18 protein-coding genes are annotated in these 24,446 nt (G+C 59.4%); 12 read left to right on the top strand and 6 right to left on the bottom strand.

The window, feature by feature from the left end; all coding sequences use genetic code 11:
• Window positions 1-16: 16 nt before the first annotated feature.
• Entirely contained in the window at window positions 17-1,966 is a 1,950-nt protein-coding gene (locus ACR0J8_RS17825) for a S8 family peptidase (protein ID WP_480523658.1), read from the bottom strand.
• Window positions 1,967-2,110: 144 nt separating this feature from the next.
• Window positions 2,111-2,389 carry a hypothetical protein gene (locus ACR0J8_RS17820; RefSeq protein ID WP_480523656.1) on the bottom strand — a complete coding sequence of 93 codons (279 nt, stop codon included), beginning with the start codon at window positions 2,387-2,389 and terminating at the stop codon, window positions 2,111-2,113.
• A 1,171-nt stretch (window positions 2,390-3,560) separates the two neighbouring features.
• Here ACR0J8_RS17820 and betB point away from each other — a divergent pair.
• The 4 genes from betB to ACR0J8_RS17800 all read left to right on the top strand — a co-directional run bounded on the left by betB (window position 3,561) and on the right by ACR0J8_RS17800 (window position 10,567).
• The gene (betB, locus tag ACR0J8_RS17815; protein ID WP_480523654.1) at window positions 3,561-5,012 is read left to right on the top strand and encodes a betaine-aldehyde dehydrogenase; all 1,452 of its coding nucleotides are present in this window, start codon (window positions 3,561-3,563) and stop codon (window positions 5,010-5,012) included.
• Between the two features lie 550 nt (window positions 5,013-5,562).
• The gene (locus tag ACR0J8_RS17810) at window positions 5,563-7,230 is read left to right on the top strand and encodes a sulfatase-like hydrolase/transferase (protein ID WP_480523652.1); all 1,668 of its coding nucleotides are present in this window, start codon (window positions 5,563-5,565) and stop codon (window positions 7,228-7,230) included.
• Window positions 7,231-7,262: 32 nt separating this feature from the next.
• Window positions 7,263-8,507 carry a DUF3179 domain-containing (seleno)protein gene (locus tag ACR0J8_RS17805; RefSeq protein ID WP_480523650.1) on the top strand — a complete coding sequence of 415 codons (1,245 nt, stop codon included), beginning with the start codon at window positions 7,263-7,265 and terminating at the stop codon, window positions 8,505-8,507.
• Window positions 8,508-8,533: 26 nt separating this feature from the next.
• Window positions 8,534-10,567 (top strand): cytochrome c3 family protein, encoded by a 2,034-nt coding sequence (locus ACR0J8_RS17800; RefSeq protein ID WP_480891455.1) that lies wholly within the window; start codon window positions 8,534-8,536, stop codon window positions 10,565-10,567.
• Between the two features lie 11 nt (window positions 10,568-10,578).
• Here ACR0J8_RS17800 and ACR0J8_RS17795 read toward each other — a convergent pair whose 3' ends face one another.
• Genes ACR0J8_RS17795 through paaG form a run of 4 tightly spaced genes read right to left on the bottom strand, consistent with a single transcriptional unit; the run spans window position 10,579 to window position 13,726 of the window.
• Complete coding sequence (locus ACR0J8_RS17795; protein ID WP_170682139.1) at window positions 10,579-11,175, bottom strand: TetR/AcrR family transcriptional regulator; 597 nt, start codon at window positions 11,173-11,175, stop codon at window positions 10,579-10,581.
• A gap of 3 nt (window positions 11,176-11,178) precedes the next feature.
• Window positions 11,179-12,489, bottom strand: a complete 1,311-nt coding sequence (gene paaK / locus ACR0J8_RS17790; protein ID WP_480523644.1) for a phenylacetate--CoA ligase PaaK — start codon at window positions 12,487-12,489, stop codon at window positions 11,179-11,181.
• 23 nt (window positions 12,490-12,512) lie between these two features.
• A complete protein-coding gene (gene paaI / locus ACR0J8_RS17785) occupies window positions 12,513-12,938 on the bottom strand; it encodes a hydroxyphenylacetyl-CoA thioesterase PaaI (RefSeq protein WP_480523643.1) in 426 nt (141 codons plus the stop codon).
• 2 nt (window positions 12,939-12,940) lie between these two features.
• Window positions 12,941-13,726, bottom strand: coding sequence for a 2-(1,2-epoxy-1,2-dihydrophenyl)acetyl-CoA isomerase PaaG (gene paaG / locus ACR0J8_RS17780; RefSeq protein WP_480523641.1), 786 nt, complete (start codon window positions 13,724-13,726; stop codon window positions 12,941-12,943).
• A 102-nt stretch (window positions 13,727-13,828) separates the two neighbouring features.
• Here paaG and ACR0J8_RS17775 point away from each other — a divergent pair, with 102 nt between their 5' ends.
• The 8 genes from ACR0J8_RS17775 to pcaF all read left to right on the top strand — a co-directional run bounded on the left by ACR0J8_RS17775 (window position 13,829) and on the right by pcaF (window position 24,437).
• Window positions 13,829-15,892: a 3-hydroxyacyl-CoA dehydrogenase NAD-binding domain-containing protein gene (locus ACR0J8_RS17775; protein WP_480891451.1), complete on the top strand. Its 2,064-nt coding sequence runs from the start codon at window positions 13,829-13,831 to the stop codon at window positions 15,890-15,892.
• 40 nt (window positions 15,893-15,932) lie between these two features.
• Complete coding sequence (locus ACR0J8_RS17770) at window positions 15,933-16,952, top strand: TRAP transporter substrate-binding protein (protein ID WP_480523637.1); 1,020 nt, start codon at window positions 15,933-15,935, stop codon at window positions 16,950-16,952.
• 58 nt (window positions 16,953-17,010) lie between these two features.
• Entirely contained in the window at window positions 17,011-17,517 is a 507-nt protein-coding gene (locus tag ACR0J8_RS17765; RefSeq protein WP_480523635.1) for a TRAP transporter small permease, read from the top strand.
• On the top strand, window positions 17,514-18,866 hold the full coding sequence (locus tag ACR0J8_RS17760; RefSeq protein ID WP_170616009.1) for a TRAP transporter large permease: 1,353 nt from the start codon (window positions 17,514-17,516) through the stop codon (window positions 18,864-18,866). Before ACR0J8_RS17765 ends, ACR0J8_RS17760 begins: the two co-directional genes overlap by 4 nt.
• Window positions 18,866-20,056: a cytochrome P450 gene (locus ACR0J8_RS17755; RefSeq protein WP_480891447.1), complete on the top strand. Its 1,191-nt coding sequence runs from the start codon at window positions 18,866-18,868 to the stop codon at window positions 20,054-20,056. Before ACR0J8_RS17760 ends, ACR0J8_RS17755 begins: the two co-directional genes overlap by 1 nt.
• Window positions 20,057-20,176: 120 nt before the next feature.
• Window positions 20,177-22,207 carry a phenylacetic acid degradation bifunctional protein PaaZ gene (paaZ, locus tag ACR0J8_RS17750; protein ID WP_480891444.1) on the top strand — a complete coding sequence of 677 codons (2,031 nt, stop codon included), beginning with the start codon at window positions 20,177-20,179 and terminating at the stop codon, window positions 22,205-22,207.
• A gap of 45 nt (window positions 22,208-22,252) precedes the next feature.
• Window positions 22,253-23,068: a PaaX family transcriptional regulator C-terminal domain-containing protein gene (locus ACR0J8_RS17745; RefSeq protein WP_480523629.1), complete on the top strand. Its 816-nt coding sequence runs from the start codon at window positions 22,253-22,255 to the stop codon at window positions 23,066-23,068.
• 166 nt (window positions 23,069-23,234) lie between these two features.
• Window positions 23,235-24,437 (top strand): 3-oxoadipyl-CoA thiolase, encoded by a 1,203-nt coding sequence (pcaF, locus tag ACR0J8_RS17740; protein WP_480523627.1) that lies wholly within the window; start codon window positions 23,235-23,237, stop codon window positions 24,435-24,437.
• Window positions 24,438-24,446: the final 9 nt, after the last annotated feature.

The following is a 24,446-nucleotide window of genomic DNA, read 5'->3' as shown; positions in this document are numbered from 1 at the left end:
CATCCGGCAGGATGACTCAGTACTCGTCATCATACCCGTAGTCGTCGTCCCAATAGTCGGCGTCGGACTCGGCGCCGTACTCATCCACCCATTCATCGTCATAGGCATCTTCGTACATCGCGTAACCGTCGTCCCAGTCGTCGTATCCGTCGTCCCAGCCGCTGTCATAGTAATCCTCGTCGCCAGCGCGGAAGCAAGCCAGTGTGGGACGTGGGCAGCCTGCGAGCGTCGGACGCGGACATCCGGCCAGTGTCGGGCGCGGACAGCCTACCAGCGTGACCCTAGGACATCTCGGCCCGCTCAGGGTCGGGCGTGGGCATCCGGCGAAGGTCGGGCGTGGACACCACGGTCCGGTGAAGGTCCGGCGCGGGCAGCGCGGCCCGACGGTTGTCGGACGCGGGCACCACGGCCCGACCAGGGTCCGGCGCGGACACCATGGGTCAACCAAAGTCCGGCGCGGGCAGCGCGGCCCGACGGTTGTCGGACGCGGACACCACGGCCCGGTCAGGGTCCGGCGCGGGCAAAGGGGTCCAACCACCGTTCTGCGCGGGCATGCGGGTCCGACGATCGTTCTGCGGACAGGCCGGTGCAACCGGTCATATGCGGCCTTGATCTGGACAATGCCGGATCCGGAATGCTGGTCGAAGCCGCTGGCCCCGATATCCTTGGCCGTTGCTTTCAGTATGGATTTCAGCTGTGCCTGCGTTGCGCTGGGCTGGGATTGCTTCAGCAACGCCACCGCACCCGCAAGGATCGGCGTCGCTGCCGAGGTGCCGGAGTCACTTGTGAAATACCCCGTGAAATGGCTGATGGAACAGAAGTCAGGCTTGTTCGAATCCAGAGCGGCAGGTCCGCGGCTGCTGTATCCGATGAACTCTTCGTTCTTGTTCACCGCGCCGACGGTCATCACCAGCGGGTGGCCATTTGCACCCCAGATGCTGCGTCCCGGGCCGTTATCGGCGCCGCAACGGTTGTCGGGGCAGGTATCTCCGCAGTTACCAGCAGCGAAGAGCACGAGAATGCCTTCGTTGATCGCCTCGACCACCTTGCGGGTAAACGGGTGGTTGGGGTTGCGGGCATAGGTGGTATCCCATGTTTCCTGGAAAATACCCCAACTGTTTGTCAGAACTTGCGGAGTGCCATTGCTTCGAAACTGGTTGATGGACCAGTTGAACGCCTGCAATGCCCGGCTGATCGTCCCGGGCGAGCCGCCAGATCCGGCAATCCGCAGATCGTAAAGCTGGGCTTCGGGCGCCATGCCAAGAACATCAGTGGCGCACATGTTGCCGTGATTGCCCCATTTGCCGGATTCGGTGCCCCAGTCTGACGGCCATCCGCCGATTACGCGCGGGATGCGACGCGAGGTCTCTCCGTTCTTGACCGGCCGGCCTTGCGCGGTGATGCCGCTGTCCAAAACGCCGACAACAATTCCGTTGCCACGGAACCCCGCCGCCCAGACCTGATCGACGCCCAGATAGGTGGCGACGTCGGCCATGTTGCCCTTTGGCGTGCCGGGGCTGCAGTCGCAGGGCGGGATCGGGCATGCTGCCATGCCGCCGCCTGTCTGCGGCCCGTACGGATTGTCGACGGGGAAACCGTCGATTGGGACGTCGCGCCAGACACCGGCCACTTCGGGGCGGTTGCGCAAGGCTGCCATTGCGTCTTCGCTTGCAACGGTGCCGCGCACCACGAAGGTTTCGTCAGGGGCCTGACCCGAAGCGGCAAATTCGGCGCTTCCGGTGCCGCCCATGCTGACGGGCTCGAATTCATTGTCGACAGCGAAGCCGTCGCCCGAGAAACCTTCGGCCGAGGACATCGCCATGGGACCGGAGCCGCCGGGTGTATACCGCATTTCGACCAGTATACTCAGCCGGCCCTTGCCGTCAGTGGGCTGGGGAACCCCGTTTGGGGGCGAGCCGTTGTCGCCGTTGGACTTCCTGCCACGCGTGGTTTTTTTAGCAGCCATCTTTATACCTCCATTGGGTTAAATTTGTTGCACTGGAAACTGGTTGCGCAGGTTGTCGGTCGCGGCGAACGTCGCCACGACAGATTTCGGGATTGGTTGAGTTTGAGTGGTGGAAGAAATCCGGTTCAGCAGGTTGAACGCGGCTTATGGGGCAAAAGGCGCAATTGGCGTATCGCCCCAAATGTTTATGACGTCCGGCCGTAGCTTGAGTGCGTCCAGAGATGCCGCGTCGGCAATGGTTCCGCTGAGTATCACGCTGGTCGGCTGCCGTTGTGCGCCGTGGCCCGTCTCGTTCATCGGAACAGGTTCCAGATCCGGGTCGAGTTCGAACCCCAGCTTTCTCATCTGAGTGGCCAGTGCTTCGGGATCCTGCAAATCGAAATGTGCAGATGCGGTAATCTCGACCATAACGCGCATATTCACGGCCGGACCCTTTGCAAAGGGTGGGTGGTGTCTGACGAATGGTCTCGCGACAGAATATGCCCCCGGTGGATCCAGGCGGTTCGATCCGTTGTGGTCTTCTCAACACCTGTTTTGTGAAGGAGTGCCATTTCACAACCTCGGTTCGTACGGGATCCGGCGTAATACACGGAGCCATATCAAATTCTCGTCGGAGATTCGAGCGGGGAGTGCTCATGACCGTTTCTTTCAATACCTGCGCAGATGCGGGCTCGCCCGGGCGTCAAAGCATCAGGTCAAAAGAATACGGACTAACTTGTTAATGCCACGGCACGTGTCTGGTGTTTCATCCGAAAGCGGGGGCGTTCCGTCAGAGGCAGAAAAGCCTGCTGTCGAAGGGGCGCTGTATGCTTCGGTCAGGTCCAGCCGCAGTTCAAGCCGCAATCCTTTGGAACAATGGCTCTGAGGCCACCGAGCGGAGAAAAAGTGGTGCCCGCCGTCTACATTCAATAACTCGTATAAACGCGATCATAATAGCGTTTTAGGCTGGTTTTTTCAATTCTAAACAGAGTCCGCCGGGCGCCGGAATAGACCGCTTGCCTGTGCACCAGCCCTGTTCTGCGTCAATGATCCAGCGTTTGCAGAAAGAGGTTTTCCGGTCCGGTCTCGTGTAAAAGGTTGATAAGCTGCGCACATCCCGAGGTTGTCCGGAGTGGTTGCAACGCAGCGGGTTTGTTAGGCCGGGTCGCTCGCGCACATTGCGTTGATGGTCAATTTGGCTTGGCTGATTGGGTTGCCGCCGGGGTTGTGCTTGCGAACGCCCCAATTCGGATCCCCGTTTCGGCGCTGGGTCCGGGGCGACCGGTCCGCCATCGATTCCCCCGTTTTGCGGCGATAGGAACTGGGGCGGCCCGCGCCAGCCGGTCGGTCAGGGCTCTTCTCCAACTGGGGATTTTACGAACAGGATTCTGGTGTCGGAAACAGTTGCGAACGTGGTCTCTGACGGTGTGCATGGGATCATCCGGTTGGTTGATTGACTGATCAATAAAAATCCACCATGGTCATCCCCGCAGATAAAATGGCCGGTTCGATCCGCGCTGGCCCGTCTGCTTAGAACCATGCGTTCGCAATACAAACCTGCCGGAGAAAACCAGTTCCGGACTACCCATCAGCCATGTTTCGGAGACCTCAGAACATGATCGCGCAGCCTCAGGCCAGCCATTACGTGAATGGCGCCTATCTTGAAGATGAAAACGGTCGATCCCTTGATGTGATTTACCCAGCGACCGGAGAGGTGATCGCGCGGTTGCACGAGGCCTCTCCCGAGCTCGTCGATCAGACGATCGCGCTGGCCCGGACGGCGCAAAAAGCCTGGGGCGCCATGTCCGGCACCGAACGCGGGCGCATCCTGCGCCGAGCCGCCGACATCATGCGCGAACGCAACCATGAGCTTTCAGTGCTGGAAACCTATGATACCGGCAAGCCACTGCAGGAAACCCTGGTTGCGGACGCAACATCGGGCGCAGATGCATTGGAGTATTTTGGCGGTCTTGCAGGCAGCCTGACCGGCGAGCACATACAGCTTGGCGAAGACTGGGTCTACACCCGGCGCGAACCGCTGGGACTGTGTGTCGGCATCGGTGCCTGGAACTACCCCACGCAAATTGCCTGCTGGAAGGCCGCGCCAGCACTGGCCTGCGGCAACGCCGTGATTTTCAAGCCTTCTGAAGAAACGCCACTTTGCGCGCTCAAGGTTGCTGAAATCCTGTCCGAGGCAGGCCTGCCGCCGGGTCTGTTCAACGTGCTGCAGGGGCGGGGTGAAACCGGCGCTGCCCTTGTCACTGATCCCCGGGTGGACAAAGTATCGCTGACCGGTTCGGTGCCCACCGGGCGAAAGGTCTATGCTGCTGCGGCTGCGGGCATGAAACATGTCACGATGGAGCTCGGGGGCAAGTCTCCGATGATCGTGTTTGACGATGCCGATCTGGAAGACGCCGTCAGTGGCGCGATCCTTGGCAACTTCTATTCTTCGGGGCAGGTGTGTTCGAACGGGACACGTGTGTTTGTTCAGAAGGGCATCAAGGACGCGTTTCTGAACCGCCTGCAGGAGCGGCTTGCCAACGCGATCATCGGTGACCCGCAGGATGAGGCCACCAATTTTGGCCCGCTGGTCAGCGCGCGTCAGTTGGAGATCGCCCAAAGCTATATCGAGGCAGGGAAATCCGAAGGGGCCCGCTTGGTTTGTGGCGGCGAACGGATTGAACGTCCGGGCAACTGGATGACGCCTGCGGTTTTCGCCGACGTTACCGACGACATGAAGATCGCGGTTGAAGAGATCTTTGGTCCCGTGATGGCCGTGCTGGATTTCGAAACCGAGGAAGAGGTGATCACGCGCGCCAATGCCACCGATTTCGGTTTGGCCGCCGGTGTGTTCACCAGCGATCTGAAACGTGGGCACAGGGTCATCGCGCAACTGGATGCCGGAAGCTGCTTTATCAACTCGTACAATGATGCGCCGGTCGAAGCGCCGTTTGGTGGCGTCAAGCAATCGGGGGTCGGGCGCGAGAACTCCAAGGCTGCGATCGAACATTACAGCCAGCTCAAATCCGTCTATGTCCGCATGACGCCGCTTGAGGCGCCGTACTAGAACGCGACAACAGTGCAAAAGGATGCCGGATCGGCCATAGGCATGGTTGCCTATTGGCCGATCCGGCTTTTGTTTTTTCGTTTCGGCGAGTGGTTTTATGGGGCCAATGCAGTTGCGCCTGTCAATGCACGAGGTCGAAATGCGCCACGGTGATGGCTTGATGACCGAGCCTTCGCGTATACGCATGCCTTGCGGGGCAGCGCCCGAACAAGCGCAGTTGGCTTTGACCCAGGTCTTACTTCCTGAATTTTCCGAGTTTGACTGAGGTGAGTTTGCAGCGGCAATCAAGGTCGCCGACCCGTGAGCACATCATACCACAAGCCATTGGGAATTAGTCGACCCGCTCATCGCCCGTTCTGAAGAATGTGTGATTGGGTCTTAGGGTTGCGGCTCCGAAAAAACATCGCCGAGCTTGCTGAGCCCAGGCGATTCCGCCCCTGACGTTTGCCCGGAAGGTTGCGCGCGTGGGAAGTTCACATTTAGTATCGCAATGTATCGATGTGAAACACCCGGCGTTCAGCCGAAAAAATGTCTATCTGGGGGGTAGGGTATGAAACAGTTTTGCTATCGGGTGCTGACGGCAGGTCTTTTCGCGTCGCCTGGATTTGCGCAGGATGCTCCGATCATACACGATGCCGAGTTTTACATTCTTCAGTCCCAGCATGAAGACCAATGGGCACAGGATGACGCTGCGGTCAACGACGCTCTGGCCGCATTTCGGGACGGCAACGGAGGCAACCCACCGAACATCGTCAGTGTGCTGATCGACGATATGGGTTTTGGCGACATGGGAATACCCGAGCTGAACGCCGTGCGGGGATATGAAACGCCGAATATCAACGATTTCTCGGATCAGGCCATGCGAATGGTACGCATGTATACCGAACCCTCCTGTACGCCGACGCGGGTGGCGCAGATGACCGGGCGGTTGCCGGTGCGGATGGGCATGGGCGACACGACAGTCGATATCGCAGGTTTTGGCCTGCCGGAGAACGAAGTCACGCTGGCCGAGGTCCTAAAACAGGCGGGCTATGCGACCAGTCATGTGGGCAAGTGGCATATGGGCGACATCGCTGAAAGCTGGGCGATGAACCAGGGATTTGATTACGCTCAGCACGCAATCCATCAGCAGGGGCAGCTGACCATTTTCAACGACGACGCGATCAGGGAACAGGTTTCGGTCGCGATCCGGGATTACGACGACAAGTACACGCTGGACGGCTGGTTCCGGCCGGATGCTGCTGCAATGATGACCGTGATCGAAGGTGAAACCGACGGCCCAATCCGTGAAATCCGCATGGAAACCGGTGAACGCTGGAATGCCGCGAAATATGACGAGATGAACCAGGCGTTCCAGGACAAGACGCTGGAGGAGCTGGACCGCCTTGCAGGCGGTGAGCAGCCGTTCTTCCTGCAATACTGGCCAATGATCCCGCTGGACAACACCCGTGCCGGACGATCGGGACCGGAAAGCGTGAATGGCGGACTTTATGTCGACAAGATGCAGCTGCTGGATCAGTGGCTGGGTGATCTGTTTGCCCGCTTGGATGAACTTGAGCTGACCGACAACACCGTTGTCGTGGTGATGGGAGATAACGGACACTTCACAAAATACGCTCCACAATCCGGCTTTACGCCGTTGATCTACGCAGGAGGCAAAGGTGACACGACCGAAGGCGGTGTCCGCGTCGATGCCTTCATCCGTTGGCCTGGTATGATCGAGGCTGATGGTCTGCTGAACAGCATCATTCACGTCTCGGATCTTTACACAACGCTCTCCCGGTTCGCCGGGGCCGATCAGCATATCCCACGAGATCGTCTGGTTGACGGGGTGGACCAATCGGCCGCCCTGTTGTTTGCCGATGAAACCAAGGCGCGGCGCGATCATGTCATCATTTATTCGGTCAACAAGCCTGAGGCCGTTGTGAAAGACCAGCTTAAGCTGAAACTGCCGGGGCCCGGGGAAAGTGCGATTCTCGCGAAGTTCTTTGATCTTTACCGGGACACACGCGAAGAATACTCGGTCTCGACCGAGGTTGGCGCCTGGGGCGGTCAGGAGTTCGCGCGGATTCTGGGGCGTCACATGGCAAGAAAAGAGAAATATCCCGATACAACGCCTGCCTACGGTGTGCCCTATGAAGGGATCGAGAACATACGCCCCGAAACGCAACAGGCCGTAGATGCGTTCATGACAAAACGCGCCTCTGCGCAGCAATAACGCAAAAACCGGAACAGGATCACGAGGTGCAGATGGTCGGAAACATACTCTTCGCTCTTGGCCTGATCGCCTCGCTTGGGATCGGATTTGTCTATTTCCGCGATCTTGGCGACATCTCGCAGATGCTGTTGAAGGTGAAGCGCGAAAATATGGTGCGGTTCATCCGAAACGAATACCGCCTCATCGGCATAGGGCTGAGTGGCTTTGCCGTTTCAACGCTGGCGCATTTCCTGTTTGGCGGTGGTCCGCTCTGGCTTTGGTTTGTCGCCGCGCTGCTGGTGATATTCCTGTACGGGTTTCCCTATGTCTGGGTGCATCTGGGTTTGCGGAACCAGCTTAACACGGCGCGGTATTTTCCGATCAGCGAAGCGCGGAAATACGTCGGGTCGACGGCGCCGGTTATCGTGATCGAAAACAATGGGCATGCCCGCGCCCATCCGGATGCGCAGATCATGCGCCCGCATCTGGCAGGCAACGAAAAAGGTCTGGGCGGCGAAGACGTCGTGATGACCTATTGTGCCATGGCCAATCTCGGTCAGGGATATTCGCCGGCCATCGAAGGCAAGCGGCTGAACCTTGAGGTTCTGGCCCAGCACGGCAACAACCTGATCCTGCGTGACAATGATACTGGCGAGCCGATTCAGCATATCTACGGCTTCCGCGAAGCAGATCGCGACCCGAATGCGGACGGACCTGCCTGCCCCCTGCGGCCGGAAGCTCGGATGAAGCCATGGCCCACGTATCGGATGACGTTTCGCGGGTTTCAGAAGGCCTTTCCCGACGGCGAGGTTTACCTGAACAAACCCTCTTCGAACCCGCTGCTGCGCCTGCTGGACATGGTGACGGAAATCACTTTTGGCTGGGGTATTTCCCGCCAGCATCAGGAAGATGCGCCGGTGATGGACAACATGGACCGCTCGGACAATCGGCTGCCGAACAAGACCTATGTCTGGGGGATCACAATCGGGGATGAGGCGGCCTGCTGGACCGACGATTTCATTGTCGAGAATGACTGGATCGTGAACGCGCGGGTTGGCGGGCGCGACGTCGTTGTCAGTCTGGACCCTCGTTATGAGAGTTTGGGTGTCTGGTACAACGACAGCGGCCAGCCCGTGACCCGATGCGATTTCTGGGGTGTTTCGGATCAGGGCCAGTTGCAGAGGGTCGAGACGCTGCGGGCCGGCGTGTTCTGGCATGTCTGGTCCGAGTTTTTTCCAAACACCGACATCAATCGTGTAGAAGGTGGTGAAGACGTGGTTGGAGAGACCGCCGCGTGATCCGACGGGCCCGGGGAGCATTCCAATTGCGACGGCACACTTGTTTTTGGAAGCCTCGCTGGGCGGTTCCCCGGCGCATTGACCTGCCCGGTTGCTCGGGCAGGATTTCGGATTTCGGTGTTGTACTGATCCTTGCTCTGGCAACTTGGGCGTACCTTGCCGCTGCCGTCAGGGGACAAGAGATACAGTCGGAGAACACGGACCAGCACTATGTCGGATCGGAGCAGTGTACGGGCTGCCATCAGGATGCCACCGACGCCTGGATGGGGTCGCATCACGCGCTTGCCTGGACCAGCCTCGCGCCGGATACCGTCCTGGCCGACTTTGACGGAACCCGGTTCGAGCACGACGGGGTGCAATACGAGTTCTCAGTCGACAACGGAAACTACCGCATTCACCTGACCGAGACCGACGGCACGGTGAAAGACTATTCCGTCCATTCCGTTGTCGGGGTCGCGCCGCTGCAACAGTATCTGATCGAAACCGAGCCGGGCCGATTGCAAAGCTTTGATGTCGTTTGGGATGTCGAAAACGGACGTTGGTACCACTTGTACCCCGACCAGACATTGCCGCCGGATGACGGGTTGCACTGGACCGGACCATACAAGAACTGGAATGCCCGCTGCGCGGAGTGCCATGCGACCGGTTTCGAAAAGCGCTATGACGAACGCCGTCAGGCCTATGCTTCGGTTCAGGTCGAAACGGGGGTCGGATGCGAAGCCTGCCACGGCCCCGGTTCGGCGCATGTCGACTGGGCGGAATCTGCCGGAACCTCATCGGTGCCCGCGCCCGCGGGATACGGATTTGCGATGGATTTCGCCGGGGCAGGGGCTGAGGCTGCGATACAGCAATGTGCGACCTGCCATTCCCGACGTGAGCCGTTTGGCGAGGGAAATCCAATGCCCGGAACCAGTTTTCATGAGGCTTACAACCTGTCGTTGCTGCGCCCCGGCCTCTACCACGCCGATGGGCAGATTTTGGACGAGGTCTATGTCTACGGGTCGTTTCTTCAATCCAGGATGTACTCAAAGGGCGTGACTTGCCTGAATTGCCACGACGCCCACAGCGCCGAATTGAAGGCAGACGGAAACGGCGTCTGCACGCAATGCCATTCCCCGGCAGGCAATCCCGATTTCACGTCTTTGCCGCTAAAGCCCTACGATGATCCTTCGCATCATTTCCATGAAGCGGGTTCCGAGGGCGCGCAGTGCAAAAACTGCCACATGATCGAGCGTGTCTATATGGGGACAGACGGTCGTAGGGACCACAGCTTTCGTATCCCAAGGCCGGATCTGGCAGACGTGACCGGTGCACCAGACGCCTGCACCGACTGCCACGCGGATCGGTCGGCAGAATGGGCGGCGGCGGAGATAGAAAAATACCATCCGAATGCAGCAGCGCGCCCGCATTACGGCGTCACGCTGGCGGCCGGGCGGTCTGATCCAGTGGGTGCCAAGCCGGACCTGAACTCTCTGGCGCTTGATGACAGTCAGGCGGGCCTGGTCCGGGCAACAGCCCTATGGCTGTTGTCTCAGGTCGCGGATGAGACTACCGCCGAGGATATGGCACCTCTGCTGGCACATGATGATCCGCTGATAAGGGCGACGGCCATCGCAATTCAAAGGGCCGCGCCGCCCCGGCTACAGGCGGACAGGCTAAACGAACTGCTCGACGACTCGGAAAGGATGGTGCGGATCGAGGCTGCGAAGGCCATGCTGGACTTTCCTGCCGCCGGTCTTCCGGAGCAGGAGCAGGACAAGTTGCAGCAGGCGATGTCCGAGTGGCGGGCCTCGCTGCGGGCGCGGTCAGATTTTCCGGAAACCCATCTGGTACTGGGTGGAATGGCATTGACCTTCAGAAACATTCCCGCAGCAAAACGCGCCTTTCGCGAGGTTGTGCGCATGGATCCGCAACGCGAAGAAGCCTGGGTCATGCTGGTCCGGATTGCCGCAGCAGTCGATGGGCGCGAGGCGACGCTGGCCATTCTGGAGGAGGCCCTGAGCAAAGTGCCAGACAGTCAGGCCCTGAACGAGTTGCGCGCCTCGGTCTTGGCCCAATAGACACAAGCTTTCTACAGGTTCTGAATTCCGTGAAGGGTAAGTGTGCTGACCACGTCCGAGTAATCTTCGCGCGCTTTTGACCCTGCACCAGTGTTCCACATGTAATACCAGTTCAACATGCCGAAAACGGACATGGTCGCGGCGCGCAGCTTGTTCTTGTCTGTTCCAAGAACGCCCGGAGCCAGTTCTTTCAGTATGTCGCTGACGAAATTGACCAGATCCCGCTGATATCCGCGCAGGACCTTTTGCTGTTCGTCGGGCAGTGCGGACATGCCGCTGACCTGAACGCGATGTTCATCATCCGCGCCCTGATAGGCGAACAGGATTTCTTTTATCGCGGCCCGCAGCTTCTGTTCAGCCGTCAGGCCATCCGTGTTGATGCCGCAAATCCTGTCGCGCAGATCGCGCAGGTAGGTTTCAAGGATATCATAAAGGATGGCATCCTTGCTGTCGTAGTAGTGGTAGATATTGGCTTTTGATATCCCGCACTCCTTGGCCAGCAAGGACATCGAGGCACGGTCGAACCCTTCATTGGCAAATACCCGTGCCGCCGATTTCAGGATTTGAGCACGTTTCTGATCGTGATCTTTGGCGATGGTACGGGCCAAGGTCTACTCCTTATCGCGGTTGTCGACGACCCGTTTGGCTTTGCCTTGCGAGCGTTCAACCTGTCCGGGGTCCTCTACAATAATCTCGGTTGAAACACCAACGATGTCCTTGATCCGCTTGGTCAGCATGCGCGCCGCCGCGGTTTTGGACAACTCGTCGGTCGAATCCGGATTGGCCTCGACCAGCACCCGCATCGCGTCCATGCGGCCCGACTTGTAAAGCTCGATCTGGTAATAGGGTGCCAGTCCGCCGGTCGCCATGACCTGTTCTTCGATCTGGCTGGGAAAGACATTTACGCCGCGCAGGATGATCATGTCGTCGCTGCGCCCGGTGATCTTGGCCATCCGGCGCATCGACCGGGCGGTTCCCGGCAAGAGACGCGTCAGGTCGCGGGTGCGGTAGCGGATCATCGGCAGGCCTTCCTTGGTGAGCGTGGTGAAGACCAGTTCGCCCATTTCCCCGTCCGGCAGAACCTCCCCTGATTCCGGGTCGATGATTTCGGGCAGGAAGTGGTCCTCCCAGATCACCGGACCGTCCTTGGTTTCGACGCATTCGTTGGCAACGCCCGGCCCCATGATTTCCGACAGGCCGTAGATGTCGACCGCATGCATGTCAAAGGCGGCTTCGACCTCTTTGCGCATGGCGTCGGTCCATGGCTCGGCGCCAAAGATGCCAACCTTGAGTGAGCTTTCGCGCGGATCAAGCCCGGCCTTGTGAAACTGTTCGAGAATGTTGAGCATGTAGGACGGCGTCACCATGATCCCGTCCGGACGGAAATCGGTGATCAGGCCGACCTGCTTTTCCGTCTGTCCGCCCGACATCGGTATGACCGTGCAACCAAGCCGTTCGGCCCCGTAATGTGCGCCCAGACCGCCGGTGAACAGGCCATACCCATAGGCCACATGCATCATGTCACCCTTGCGTAACCCGCTGGCGCGGATTGAGCGGGCGACCAGATCGGCCCAGTTGTCGATGTCGTTTTGCGTATAGCCAACAACGGTCGGCTTGCCCGTGGTTCCTGAAGACGCATGAATGCGCACGATTTCGCGGCGTGGAACGGCAAAAAGCCCGAATGGGTAGTTATCCCGCAGGTCGTTCTTGTAGGTGAACGGGAACTTTGCCAGATCAGTCAGGCTTTGCAGGTCGTCAGGATGAACGCCGGCCTCATCGAAACGCGACCTGTACATCGGCACGTTTTCATAAGCGTGACGCACCGACCATTTCAGGCGGTCCAGTTGCAGAGCCCGTATCTCATCGATCGATGCGATTTCAATCGGGTCCAGGTCAGCTTTGTTGGGGCTAAGATCTTCCATCGCGGTCTCCTCCAAACGCGAAGTTATTCTTTGAACAACTGGCCGTTGATCGTGCGGGACATGCCGCGAAACTCGGCGATCAGTTTGTTGTCCTGATTGGTGACGCGGACGTCGTAGATGCCGCTCCGCCCGGTCAGGGATATTTCGGTCGCCGTGGCGGTCAGGCTGTCGCCCAACTGGCCGGGGGCGAGATAACTCATCACGGTATGCTGCGCCACGGTGACGGTGTTTCTGCTGTTGCAGGCAAACGCAAAGGCGCTGTCGGCAAGGGCGTGGCTGACGCCGCCGTGGCAGATGCCCACACCGTTGCAATGGTGCGCGGCGACGGTCAGGGTCAGCACGGCGCGGCCTTCATCGACCTCAAGGATTTCCATGCCGAACCACTTGCTTGCCTGATCGCTGGCCCACATGGCGGCCGCTGATTTTTCTGCCCGTTCTTTCGCGTTCATGGTCACCTGCCCTGAAAATTCGGTGCGCGCTTTTCCAGAAAGCTGGCGACGCCCTCGGCATAGTCCGCACTCTGACCGCAGGTTTTCATGGCTTGCGCCTCCAGATCCAGCTGATCGGAAAGGGTGTTTTTGGCAGCGGCGTGAATGCATTCTTTTGTCAGCCCGTAGCCCAGTGTCGGGCCATTTGCGAACTGTTCAGTCAGCGCGCGGGCCTCGGGCATCAGTTGATCGTCCGGCACCGCTTTCCAGATCAGCCCCCATTCGGCGGCTTGCGCGGCAGGCAGGGGTTGCGCTGTCAGGGCCAGGCCCTTGGCCCGCGCTTCACCCAGTAAGCGGGGCAGGTGCCAGCTTCCGCCGGTGTCGGGTATCAGCCCCACCTTGGAAAAGCTCTGGATGAACTTTGCGCTCTCGCCCGCCAGGACCATGTCACAGGCTAATGCAAGGTTTGCGCCCGCGCCGGCGGCAACACCGTTCACCGCGCAGATGACCGGAAAGTTGAGCGACCGGATCAGCCGAACAAGCGGCGCGTAGAAGGTGCGCACAGTGTGCCCAAGATCGGGCGGCCCATCCATCTTCGAAGGGTCCCGGTCGCCAAGATCCTGCCCTGCACAAAAACCACGCCCGGCGCCGGTCAGCAAGATGGCCCGCGCTCCGTCGTCACGCGCTTTTTCCAGCGCGGAACGCAGGGCAAGGTGCATTTCCTCGTTGAAGGAATTCAGTTTGTCAGGGCGATTCAGGGTGATTTCGACCCAATTCCCGTGGCTTATGGCAAGAATGGTATCGCTCATGGCGACCTCGTGTTTGAAATCCGGCAAGTTCCATATTGCATTAACCGAACGGTTGGTCAATAAATAACCGAGTTGCGAATCTGAACCGAACTGGGAGCCGGCATGACGCAATCCCCGCTGGTCAAAGTGGATCTGGAAGGCGACATCGCCTGGGTCACGGTGAACAATCCGCCGGTGAATGCGACGTCGTTGCAGGTGCGCCAGGGGCTGGCGGATGCGGTTGATGCCGTCAAGGATGCCCGGGTTGCCGTTCTGCGCTGCGCCGGTTCGACCTTCATTGCCGGTGGCGACATGTCAGAGTTCGACAGCGCCCCCGTTGAGCCTCACCTGCCTGATGTCGTGCAGATGATCGAAGACAGCCCGGTTCCGTTTGTCGCCCAGTTGCATGGCAACGTGTTGGGCGGTGGCTTCGAGATTGCCATGGGCTGTGCTTGGCGGATCGCTGCGCCGGGCACTCGGTTTGGGCTGCCCGAGGTTAATGTAGGGCTGATCCCCGGTGCCGGAGGCACACAACGACTGCCACGCATTGCCGGGATGGACGTTGCCATCGATATGGCCTGTTCGGGAAAGCTGCTGACAGCCGAAGCCCTGCAAGAGCTTGGGGGTGTCGATCTTGTCGCTGAAAACATCGACCTGGCGGTCAGAGAGTTTGTCGCGGATCTTCCTGCGCGGCCTGTACCCGTCAGTCAGCGGAAAGTGCCGGAAAATGCGCCCGATCTTTTTGAAGTGGCGCGAGAGGCGCTAAGAAAACGTGCCAAAGGTCAGCAATCCATGCTGGAGAACCTGACGGCGCTGTCATGGGCGCTGGAACCATTTTCAAAAGGCCAGCCGAAAGAGCGGGCGCGTCATCTGGAGCTGAGACAAACTCCGGAAAGCCGTGCATTGCGTCATGCTTTTTTTACGGAGCGTACTGTGACCAAGCCATCGGCAATTCAAGGTGCCTCACCCCGCGCGGTTAACAGAATCGCTGTGGTCGGCGGCGGGCTTATGGGGGCCGGGATCGCCACGGCCGCGCTGAACGGTGGTCTTGCTGTAACCCTGATCGAACGTGATGCCGAGGCGGCGACAGCGGCAGAGGCGCGCGTTTCCGAGCTTTTGAATGGGGCAGTAAAGCGCGGCAGAATGACCGAAGCGCAGATGCAGGATCGGTTGTCAGCCTTCAGCGCCGTGGACGATTATTCTGGAGCCGCAGACGCAGATCTGGCGATCGAGGCGGTATTCGAGGATCTGAGCGTCAAGCGCGCGGTTTTTGCAGACCTTTCCGCCCACATGAAGCCGGACGCCATTCTGGCCACCAACACGTCTTATCTTGATCCTGTCGACATATTCGAAGGGGTGCAAAATCCCGCCCGTTGTCTGGGGCTGCATTTCTTCAGCCCGGCGCATGTCATGAAACTGCTTGAGATCGTGAAAACCCCTCACACCAGTGCCGAGGTGATCGCGACAGGTTTTACTTTGGGCAAGACGTTGCGCAAGGTTCCGGTCCTGTCGGGAATTTGTGACGGATTTATCGGCAACCGAATGCTGGCCGCATACAGGCGCGAGGCGGATTACCTGCTGGCCGATGGAGCCATGCCGTATCAGATTGACGCCGCGATGCGCGCTTTTGGAATGCCGATGGGGCCATATGAATTGCAAGACCTGACCGGGTTGCAGATCGCCTGGGCCAACAGAAAACGCAATGCGGTCACGCGTGATCCGCAGGAGCGGTACGTCACCATCGCCGATCAGCTTTGCGTGTTGGAGCGTTTTGGGCAGCGCAGCGGCAAAGGCTGGTATCGTTACGAAGACGGCAACCGCGCACCGATCCGCGACCCCGAGGTCGAGGCGCTGATCGAAACATATTCTGCCGAGCAGGGCATTACACGCCGGGAGTTTTCGGCTGAGGAAATCACCTCCCGCATTCTGGCCGTTCTCGCCAACGAAGGGGCGCTGATTGTCAGGGAAGGTATCGCCGAAACCACGGATGCCGTCGATATGGTTCAGATCCATGGCTATGGTTTCCCACGCTGGCGCGGCGGCCCGATGCAATACGCGACTGAGGTGGGATGGAAAAAAACGTTGGAAGCCATGCAGTTGGTGGCGTCCGAAAGCCCCGCGTCCTGGAAGTTGGCGGCGGCGCCTGAAAGCTCTAAACCCGTTGATGGTTACAAAAAGGACCATTAACGCATTCTTAACTCATGTTTCACTGGGAGGAGACAGATCCATGAAGTTCACTAAATTGAGTACCCTTCTTGCCTCGGCCGCGCTGGCCGTTTCGGGTACTGTGGCGTTGGCGGCGGATTACACGCTGACCATTTCCAGCTGGGCCCCGCCGACCCATGGCATCAACGCAATGATGTGGCCGAAATTCACCGAAATGGTCGAAGAAGCCACGGATGGTAAAGTCACTGCCGAGCTGAAACTTGGCCTTGCACCACCGCCCGCGCAAATGGACCTGATCATGGATGGCGCAGCAGATGCCTCGATCATTTTCCACGGCTACCAGCCAGGTCGCTTCGTCACTACAAAGATGATCGAACTGCCCGGGTACGAAGGATCGGCCGAGGCCGCATCGGTCGCCTATTGGCGCGCCTATGAGAAGTACCTGAAAGCGGCCGACGAGCATCGCGGGGTCAAGCTGATCGCGCTGCACACGCACGGTCCGGCGCAGCTGCATTCAAGCGCTCCGGTGACGACTCTGGATCAGGTCTCGGGGCTGAAGGTACGTATCCCCGGTGGTGTGGGTGGCGACGTTGGAACGGCGCTGGGCGCAACCGGCATTCAGGTTCCGGCCCCCAAGGTCTATGAAACGCTCGCGTCCAAAGCGGCGGATGGCGTGGTCATGCCGTTTGAATCCCGCAAAGGCTTCAAGCTGACCGAGGTCGCACAGAACGTTTACGAAGTGCCCGGCGGGCTCTATCGCGGCTCGTTTGCGTTCATTATGAACGAAGATACGTTTGCCGACTTGCCCGAAGATCTGCAGAAGGCACTGGAAGAGAAAGTCTTTGGCGAGCCGCTGAGCCGTGAGATCGGCAAGATCTGGGACCAGATCGACGCCATCGGGCGCGAGGCGACCGAGGCGGCGGGTGGCAACAGCATCAACGCCGCGTCCGCAGAAGATCTTGAACAGTTCAATCAGATTGCGGCCGACGTTCGAAGCAAGGTGATTGGCGAAGTCAATGAAACCGGTATCGACGCGCAGGCAACCTATGACCTGATCGTGCAAGAAATGGCGGCTCAGTAAGGCTGTCCGGCTGGTGGGGTTTCCCACCAGCCATTTTTTACCGGCAAGAGACATAATCATGCGAAAACTCGTGATCTGGGCGCGGCGCGCCAGTTTTTTTCCGACGCTGCTGGCCTGTGTGGCCCTGTTCATCCTGATGGTGATGACATTCTGCGATGTCATCCTGCGGTCGGTTTTCAATGCTCCGATCGAGGCTGCGACCGAACTGACCCGGATTTTGATGGCCATTCTCGTGTTTTCGGTCCTGCCCATGATTTCCGCGGGAAAAGGCCAGATCGCGGTCGATCTCACAGACGGTCTGTTTTCCCGTCTTCGCCTTAGCCGGGCCCGTGACGCTGTGGTTTACCTGGCATCGGGCATCATGCTGATCTGGCCAATCAACAGGGTCTGGATCCTGTCCGAGCGCGCGCGCGACTACGGGGACGTCACAGAATACCTGTCGATCCCGGTCTTCTATGTCGGCTGGTTCATCACCTTCTTCACCGTTATTGCCGCCATCGCGATGGTGATTACCGGTCTGATGTACATCTTTGCACCCCACGCCCTGTCGGAGCAGACCCAATGACCGCAGCCCTGATCGGTTTCGCACTGGTACTGGTTCTGGTGCTGCTTCGTTTGCCCATTGTCTTTGCGATGGGTTTGGTTGGCACGTTTGGCTTCGCCTACGAACGAGGCGGCGCGATTTTTTCGGAACGGGGGCTCAAGGCCGCCATGTCGATGGTGGGCCGCCAGATCACGGACACCGCGCAGGACTATGGCCTGTCGGTTGTGCCGCTGTTCATCCTGATGGGACTGTTCGTCAACAAAGGTGGATTGGCGCGTGAGCTTTACGCGGTTTCTAACGCCTTCCTGGGGCATTTTCGGGGCGGTATCGCCATGGCGACCGTCGCCGCATGCGGTGGTTTTTCGGCAATATGCGGGTCGTCTTTGGCCACGGCTGCTACAATGTCCAAGGTCGCAATGCCGGAAATGCGCCGCTATCGCTATTCGGACGAGTTGTCGACCGCCTCGATTGCGGCAGGCGGGACGCTGGGCATTCTGATCCCGCCTTCGGTCATTCTGGTGATCTATGGCCTGCTGACCGAAACCTCGATCGGGAAGCTGTTTGTCGCCGGGATATTGCCGGGGATGATGGGCATCCTGTTCTATCTGTTCGCGGTGCGCTGGACCGTCTGGCGCAAGCCTGATTCAGGCCCTGCCGGCGAACGCCACGGCTGGGGCGAGCGTCTGACAGCACTGCGATCCGTCTGGGCCGTTCTTTTGTTGTTCTTTCTGGTGATCGGGGGCCTCTACGGCGCGTTTGATTTTCACCCGCTGAACCTGACCTTCAGCCCGACCGAAGCGGCGGGTATGGGTGCGATGGGCGCGTTCCTGATCGCCCTGTCGCGCGGCGGCCTGACGCTGAGTTCGACATTCGAGGTGCTGAAGGAGACGTCATATACAGCCGCGGCCTTGTTCTCGGTGCTGATTGGGGCGCAGATCTTTTCGAATTTCATCAACCTGGCTGGTTTGCCCGAAGCGTTGATTGCGCTGGTGACGGCATATGAAGTGTCGCCTTTCGTGGTGATCCTGATGATCCTGGGCATCTACATCATCCTTGGCTGCGTTTTTGAATCGCTTTCGATGCTGCTGCTGACGGTGCCGATCTTTTTCCCGCTGGTCACGTCGCTGGGCTATGACCCGATCTGGTTCGGTATCGTCGTGGTCGTTGTGACCGAGATCAGCTTGATAACTCCGCCCGTCGGTCTGAACGTGTTCATCCTGAAAGGCGTGGTGGGCGATGTGTCGACCGGAACGATCTTCCGGGGCGTGACACCATTCTGGGTTGCCGACATCTTCCGCCTGGCGTTGATCGTTCTGGTGCCTTGGCTGGTGCTGGTCCTGCCCGAGCAGATGGGCGCGATGGGGCACTGATGTTCGCGCTGACCGCACTTCCCGAAGGGTTTCATCAGGACCCGTATCCGACCTACGCCGCTTTGCGCGAGGATGCGCCCGTTTGTGTGCAACCGGATGGCAGCGTGATCCTGTCCAGATACGAAGATCTGGATCTGGTGTATCGCGATACACGCCGTTTCATTTCGGACAAGAAGGCGGTCTTTGGCCCGAAATACGGGGTCGATAGCGCATTATTCGAACACCACACCACCAGCCTTGTGTTCAACGATCCGCCGTTGCACACCCGTGTGCGCAAGGTGATGGTCGGCGCGCTGAACCCCCGCGCGCTGGCGCAGATGGAGCCTGGGCTGGTCGAACTGGTTGATCGCCTGCTGGACGAGATGCAGGCCAAGGGCCAAGTCGAACTGATCGAAGATTTTGCCGGCGCCATTCCCATCGAGATCATCGGAAATCTTCTGGGCATTCCCCGTGATGAGCGTGAGCCTTTGCGGGACTGGTCGCTCGCGATACTTGGGGCGCTTGAGCCCAAGCTGACGCCCGAGCAGGAGGAGCAGGGCAATCGCGCTGTCGCCGATTTCGTCGAATACCTGCGCCGGATCATCGACGACCGCCGCGCCAGTCCGGGCGACCCGGAAACAGACGTCCTGACTCGTCTGATGCAGGGTGATGTGGACGATCGGTTGACCGAAGTTGAGCTGTATCAGAATTGTATCTTCATTCTGAATGCCGGGCACGAAACCACCACAAACCTGATCGGTAACGCACTGGATTTGTTGCACCGGCACCCTGATAAACGGGCTGAACTTCGGGCCAGACCCGATCTGATCACAACGGCGGTGGACGAATTCCTGCGGCTGGAAAGCCCGAACCAGTTCGGCAATCGCCTGACCACCGAGGCAGTTGAATTCCATGGTCACATGATCCCGGCGGGTACGGATATTCACCTCTGTATTGGTGCTGCCAACCGTGATCCGCGCCAGTTTGACGACCCCGATGCAGTGAAACTGGATCGCCGTCCCAACAAACATCACGCCTTTGCAGGCGGACCGCATACCTGCGTCGGGCTGACTCTGGCGCGAATGGAAGGGCGTGTTGCCGTTGGCCGTTTTCTCGAGCGCTTTCCCGGTTTTGTGTTGCAGGAGGGTGCGCAAAGAGGAAATCGCATCAGGTTTCGCGGCTTTGCCCGTCTGCCAGCTCGGGTGGCATAGATGCGGCATAGATAGGCATTTTTGCTATTTTATGTTTGACCGACCGATCGGTTAATAATAATTTGATCCGAACGACCCGGCCAAATTCGCCGACCGGATGCCAAGGATGAGGAGGCACATATGACCATCCAACAGATTTCCAGCTTTGCCGCCGGTGAATGGATTGCGCCGGGTGAAGGTGCCCGTTCCATCGCCAGTGCAGTCACCGGTGACGTGATCGCGACCGCGGGCAACAGCGCGCTGGACGTGCGGGCAATGCTGGACCACGCGCGGGATGCAGGCGGGCCCGCCCTGCGCAGGATGACATTCCACGAGCGGGCAAAGATGCTGAAGGCGCTGGCCATGCATCTGGGGCAGCACAAACAGGCACTGTATGATCTGTCTTTCGATACGGGCGCGACTCAATCCGACCACCTGATCGACATCGATGGCGGCATTGGCACGACTTTTGTCTACGCGTCCAAGGGGCGTCGCGAGATGCCTGACGGGCATGTCTTCCTGGACGGCGAGGTTGAGCAGTTGTCGCGCAACGGAACGTTCCTGGGCCAGCATGTATGCACCCCATTGCAGGGCGTCGCGGTGCATATCAACGCATACAACTTCCCGGTCTGGGGGATGTTGGAAAAACTGGCGCCAACTTTGCTGGCCGGGGTTCCGGCGATTGTTAAACCTGCCACCAACTCCTGCTACGTGACAGAGTTGTGCGTGCGCATCATGCTGGATTCAGGCATCTTGCCCAAGGGTGCCTTGCAGTTGGTGACGGGCGGATTGGGCGATATGCTCGACCGGCTGGGAATGCAGGACGTGGTCAGCTTTACCGGCTCGGCCGAAACGGCACTGAAACTGCGTGCCAATCCGGTGATCCTTGAGAACTCGGTGCGGTTTGTGGCCGAACAGGACAGCCTGAATGCCTCGGTTCTGGGGCCGGATGCGGAACCCGGAACGCCCGAGTTCGACCTGTTCATCAAGGAAGTTCAGCGCGAAATGACAACAAAGGCGGGGCAGAAATGTACGGCCATCCGCCGGATCATCGCACCGGAAACACATGTTCAGGCTGTGATCGATGCGCTTTCGGACAGATTGGCAAAGACGGTCATCGGCGATCCGAGGCTTGAAACCACCCGCATGGGCGCGCTCGTTTCACAAGGCCAGAGGCGCGATGTTCTGGAAAAAGCCGCGATCATCGGGCAGGAGGCCGAGCGGGTTTTCGGCAATCCCGAAGACTTCGCCATTGACGGTGCGGATGTCGAAAAGGGCGCCTTTGTCCCGCCGATGCTGTTCCATTGCGCCAGCCCTGATACGGCCCGGCGGGTGCACGATACCGAGGCCTTCGGCCCGGTCAGCACCATCATGGGATATCGTGATCTGGACCATGCGGTTGAATTGGCTAACAAGGGGCAGGGTTCACTGGTGGCGTCCGTGATCACCCGCGACCCATCCGTCGCGCGTGAGATTGTCATGGGGGCCGGGGCCTATCACGGGCGTTTGTATTTCAACAACCGGGATTCGATGAAGGAAGCAACGGGCCACGGGTCTCCGTTGCCGCACATGGTCCACGGCGGCCCCGGTCGCGCCGGAGGCGGCGAAGAGATGGGTGGTGTGCGAGGGGTGCAGCATTACATGCAGCGCACGGCAATTCAGGGCTCGCCCGATATCCTGACCGCGATCGGCGACAGGTGGGTTTCCGGTGCGACCGAGATCAAAGGCCCGGCGCATCCTTTTACCCGTCGGTATCACGATCTGGCGATTGGCGAGACCATTCATACGGCACCGCGCACCATCACCATGGACGATGTCGAGCATTTCGCGCATTTCACGGGCGACACTTTCTACGCCCATATGGATCAGGCCGCGGCCGAGCGGAACCCGTTCTTCCCTGGTCGTGTGGCGCATGGTTATTTGTTGCTTTCGTTTGCGGCGGGTCTGTTTGTGGAACCCAACGAAGGTCCGGTTCTGGCCAATACCGGGCTGGACAATCTGCGTTTCATGAAGCCGGTGGAAGCGGGCGATGCGATCAAGGTGCGGCTGACTGTCATGAAGAAGACCGGGCGCAATGATGAATACGGAGAAGTGCGCTGGCACGTGTCGCTGACCAACCAGGATGGTGATCTGGTGGCGGAATATGAATTGCTGACAATGGTAGCCTACTGAAGCGGGCCGGATGGCAATTTCCTTTGGCCGGGCTATATTTAGGCTATGAAGGATCCGCATTCTGACTGGTTCGAAACCTGTGTTGCCCAGCTGACGGCGTCCGGCACGCAGCGGGTTTGGTCGGTGCTGGTATCGATTTTCGGCGATCTGGCCCAGAACGAAACCGATCAGATCAGCGGTGCCCTGATCACCCGGCTGACCGGGCTTGCCGGGATAAAGTCTGAAGCGACCCGGGTTGCTTTGCACCGACTGCGCAAGGAGGGCTGGATCGAAAGCACCCGAAGCGGGCGCAACAGCACGCACAGCCTGACGGCGTTTGGGCGCGCTCAAAGCGCCGCGGCGGTGCCGCGAATCTACGCCCGCGAAACCGTGCGCCCGGAAACCTGGCATGTCCTTATCGCGGACAGTTCGGACGGGTCCCGGCAGGAACTGGCCGATCTGCTGCTGACCGGTGACTACATTCCACTGAGCAGCACGGCAGCGATGGCTCCCGGTGAGGCTCCGGAAGGTATCGAAGACCTGTTTATTGTTCAAAGCGGCGACCTCTCGGTTCCCCGCTGGCTGCGCGAACGTTGCGGACCAGATGCGCTGAACGAAGGATATAAACAGCTTCTGACTCGATTGCGGGCGGTTCAGGAGAGCATTCCGGCCTCGGGTGTCGGCGATCCGTTTCAGGCGGCGGTCCTGCGGGTCCTGATCGTTCACAGCTGGCGCCGCATCGTTTTGCGGCACCCGGATTTGCCGTCAGAGTTTCTGCCCGAGGCGTGGAAGGGTCCGGCCTGCCGAAAGGTTGTTTTCCAGATCCTCGACAGGTTGCCGCGCCCTTCGATCAAAGCGCTTGAATCGGCTTTGACCGGATAGTGGTCCCGGTATTTCCCGGTGGCGAAGGTCGGTGTGTCGAACAATAAGTTACATTGAATCAGAAATGGCAAAAAATTCGTAACATATTACTTGCTTCGAATCATTGCGACCCGTATTAACCGACCACACGGTTGGTGTTTCTGGCCGTTGCGACAGGAGGCCTTTGATGGACGCATTCATTTGTGACGCGACACGTACCCCGATTGGCCGGTATGGTGGCGCGTTGTCTTCGGTCAGAACAGATGACCTTGCGGCGGTGCCGATCGCCGCACTGATGGCCCGGAATCCGCAGGTGGACTGGGCCAGTGTGGATGACGTGATCTTTGGCGATGCCAATCAGGCCGGTGAAAGCAACAGGAACGTGGCGCGTATGGCGGCGCTGCTGGCCGGTTTGCCGGTTGATGTTCCGGGAACCACCGTGAACCGGCTTTGCGCCAGCGGGATGGACGCGGTGGGCATGGCCGCGCGTGGAATCGGGGCCGGCGACTTCGATCTGGCAATTGCGGGCGGCGTGGAAAGCATGAGCCGCGCGCCCTTTGTCATGCCCAAGGCCAGCAGCGCCTTTAGCCGCGCTAATGCGGTTTATGACACAACGATTGGCTGGCGGTTCATAAACCCGAAGATGAAAGACATGTACGGCGTGGACAGCATGCCGCAAACGGCTGACAACGTGGCCGAAGACTATGGCGTAAGCCGCCAGGATCAGGACGACTTCGCGGCCCGCAGTCAGGCTCGCTGGCAAGCAGCGCATGAGGCGGGGATTTTCCGGGATGAGATCACCCCGGTCTCGGTCCCGCAGCGCAAGGGCGATCCGGTTGTCGTGGATACGGACGAACATCCCCGTCCCGGAACCGATGCTGCGAAGCTGGCCGGATTGAAAGGTGTGAATGGCCCCGACAAAACCGTGACTGCGGGTAATGCCTCGGGTGTGAACGATGGCGCAGCGGCGCTGCTTCTGGCCAGCGAGGTGGCAGCGCACAAGAACAGCCTGACACCGATGGCGCGCGTGGTTGGGATGTCCGCTACGGGTGTCGAGCCGCGCGTCATGGGCATCGGCCCGGTATCGGCCAGCCGCAAGGTGCTGGCCCGCGCCGGTCTGAGTATCGATCAGATGGATGTGATAGAATTGAACGAGGCGTTTGCGGCTCAGGGCCTTGCCACGCTGCGCGAGCTTGGTGTTGCCGATGATGCACCGCACGTGAATGCCAATGGCGGTGCCATTGCAATGGGTCATCCGCTGGGCATGTCGGGGGCCCGCATCGTGCTGACCGCGGCTTATCAACTGCAACGCTCGGGCGGGCGCTATGCGCTTTGCACCATGTGCGTCGGCGTGGGTCAGGGCGTCGCCCTGATCCTTGAACGCGTCTAAGGGAGGAGA

It is taken from the genome of Ruegeria sp. N11, assembly GCF_056531525.1.
The sequence above is the reverse complement of the archived record's forward strand: the minus strand, read 5'-3'. Positions and strand labels throughout refer to the sequence as shown.

Bases quoted from the DNA above. Each gene is read 5' to 3' on its own strand.
- ACR0J8_RS17825 (WP_480523658.1), bottom strand. From the start codon at position 1,966: ATGGCTGCTAAAAAAACCACGCGTGGCAGGAAGTCCAACGGCGACAAC.
- betB (WP_480523654.1), top strand. From the start codon at position 3,561: ATGATCGCGCAGCCTCAGGCCAGCCATTACGTGAATGGCGCCTATCTT.
- ACR0J8_RS17810 (WP_480523652.1), top strand. From the start codon at position 5,563: ATGAAACAGTTTTGCTATCGGGTGCTGACGGCAGGTCTTTTCGCGTCG.
- ACR0J8_RS17805 (WP_480523650.1), top strand. From the start codon at position 7,263: ATGGTCGGAAACATACTCTTCGCTCTTGGCCTGATCGCCTCGCTTGGG.
- paaK (WP_480523644.1), bottom strand. From the start codon at position 12,489: ATGGAAGATCTTAGCCCCAACAAAGCTGACCTGGACCCGATTGAAATC.
- paaI (WP_480523643.1), bottom strand. From the start codon at position 12,938: ATGAACGCGAAAGAACGGGCAGAAAAATCAGCGGCCGCCATGTGGGCC.
- paaG (WP_480523641.1), bottom strand. From the start codon at position 13,726: ATGAGCGATACCATTCTTGCCATAAGCCACGGGAATTGGGTCGAAATC.
- ACR0J8_RS17775 (WP_480891451.1), top strand. From the start codon at position 13,829: ATGACGCAATCCCCGCTGGTCAAAGTGGATCTGGAAGGCGACATCGCC.
- ACR0J8_RS17770 (WP_480523637.1), top strand. From the start codon at position 15,933: ATGAAGTTCACTAAATTGAGTACCCTTCTTGCCTCGGCCGCGCTGGCC.
- ACR0J8_RS17765 (WP_480523635.1), top strand. From the start codon at position 17,011: ATGCGAAAACTCGTGATCTGGGCGCGGCGCGCCAGTTTTTTTCCGACG.
- ACR0J8_RS17760 (WP_170616009.1), top strand. From the start codon at position 17,514: ATGACCGCAGCCCTGATCGGTTTCGCACTGGTACTGGTTCTGGTGCTG.
- ACR0J8_RS17755 (WP_480891447.1), top strand. From the start codon at position 18,866: ATGTTCGCGCTGACCGCACTTCCCGAAGGGTTTCATCAGGACCCGTAT.
- paaZ (WP_480891444.1), top strand. From the start codon at position 20,177: ATGACCATCCAACAGATTTCCAGCTTTGCCGCCGGTGAATGGATTGCG.
- ACR0J8_RS17745 (WP_480523629.1), top strand. From the start codon at position 22,253: ATGAAGGATCCGCATTCTGACTGGTTCGAAACCTGTGTTGCCCAGCTG.
- pcaF (WP_480523627.1), top strand. From the start codon at position 23,235: ATGGACGCATTCATTTGTGACGCGACACGTACCCCGATTGGCCGGTAT.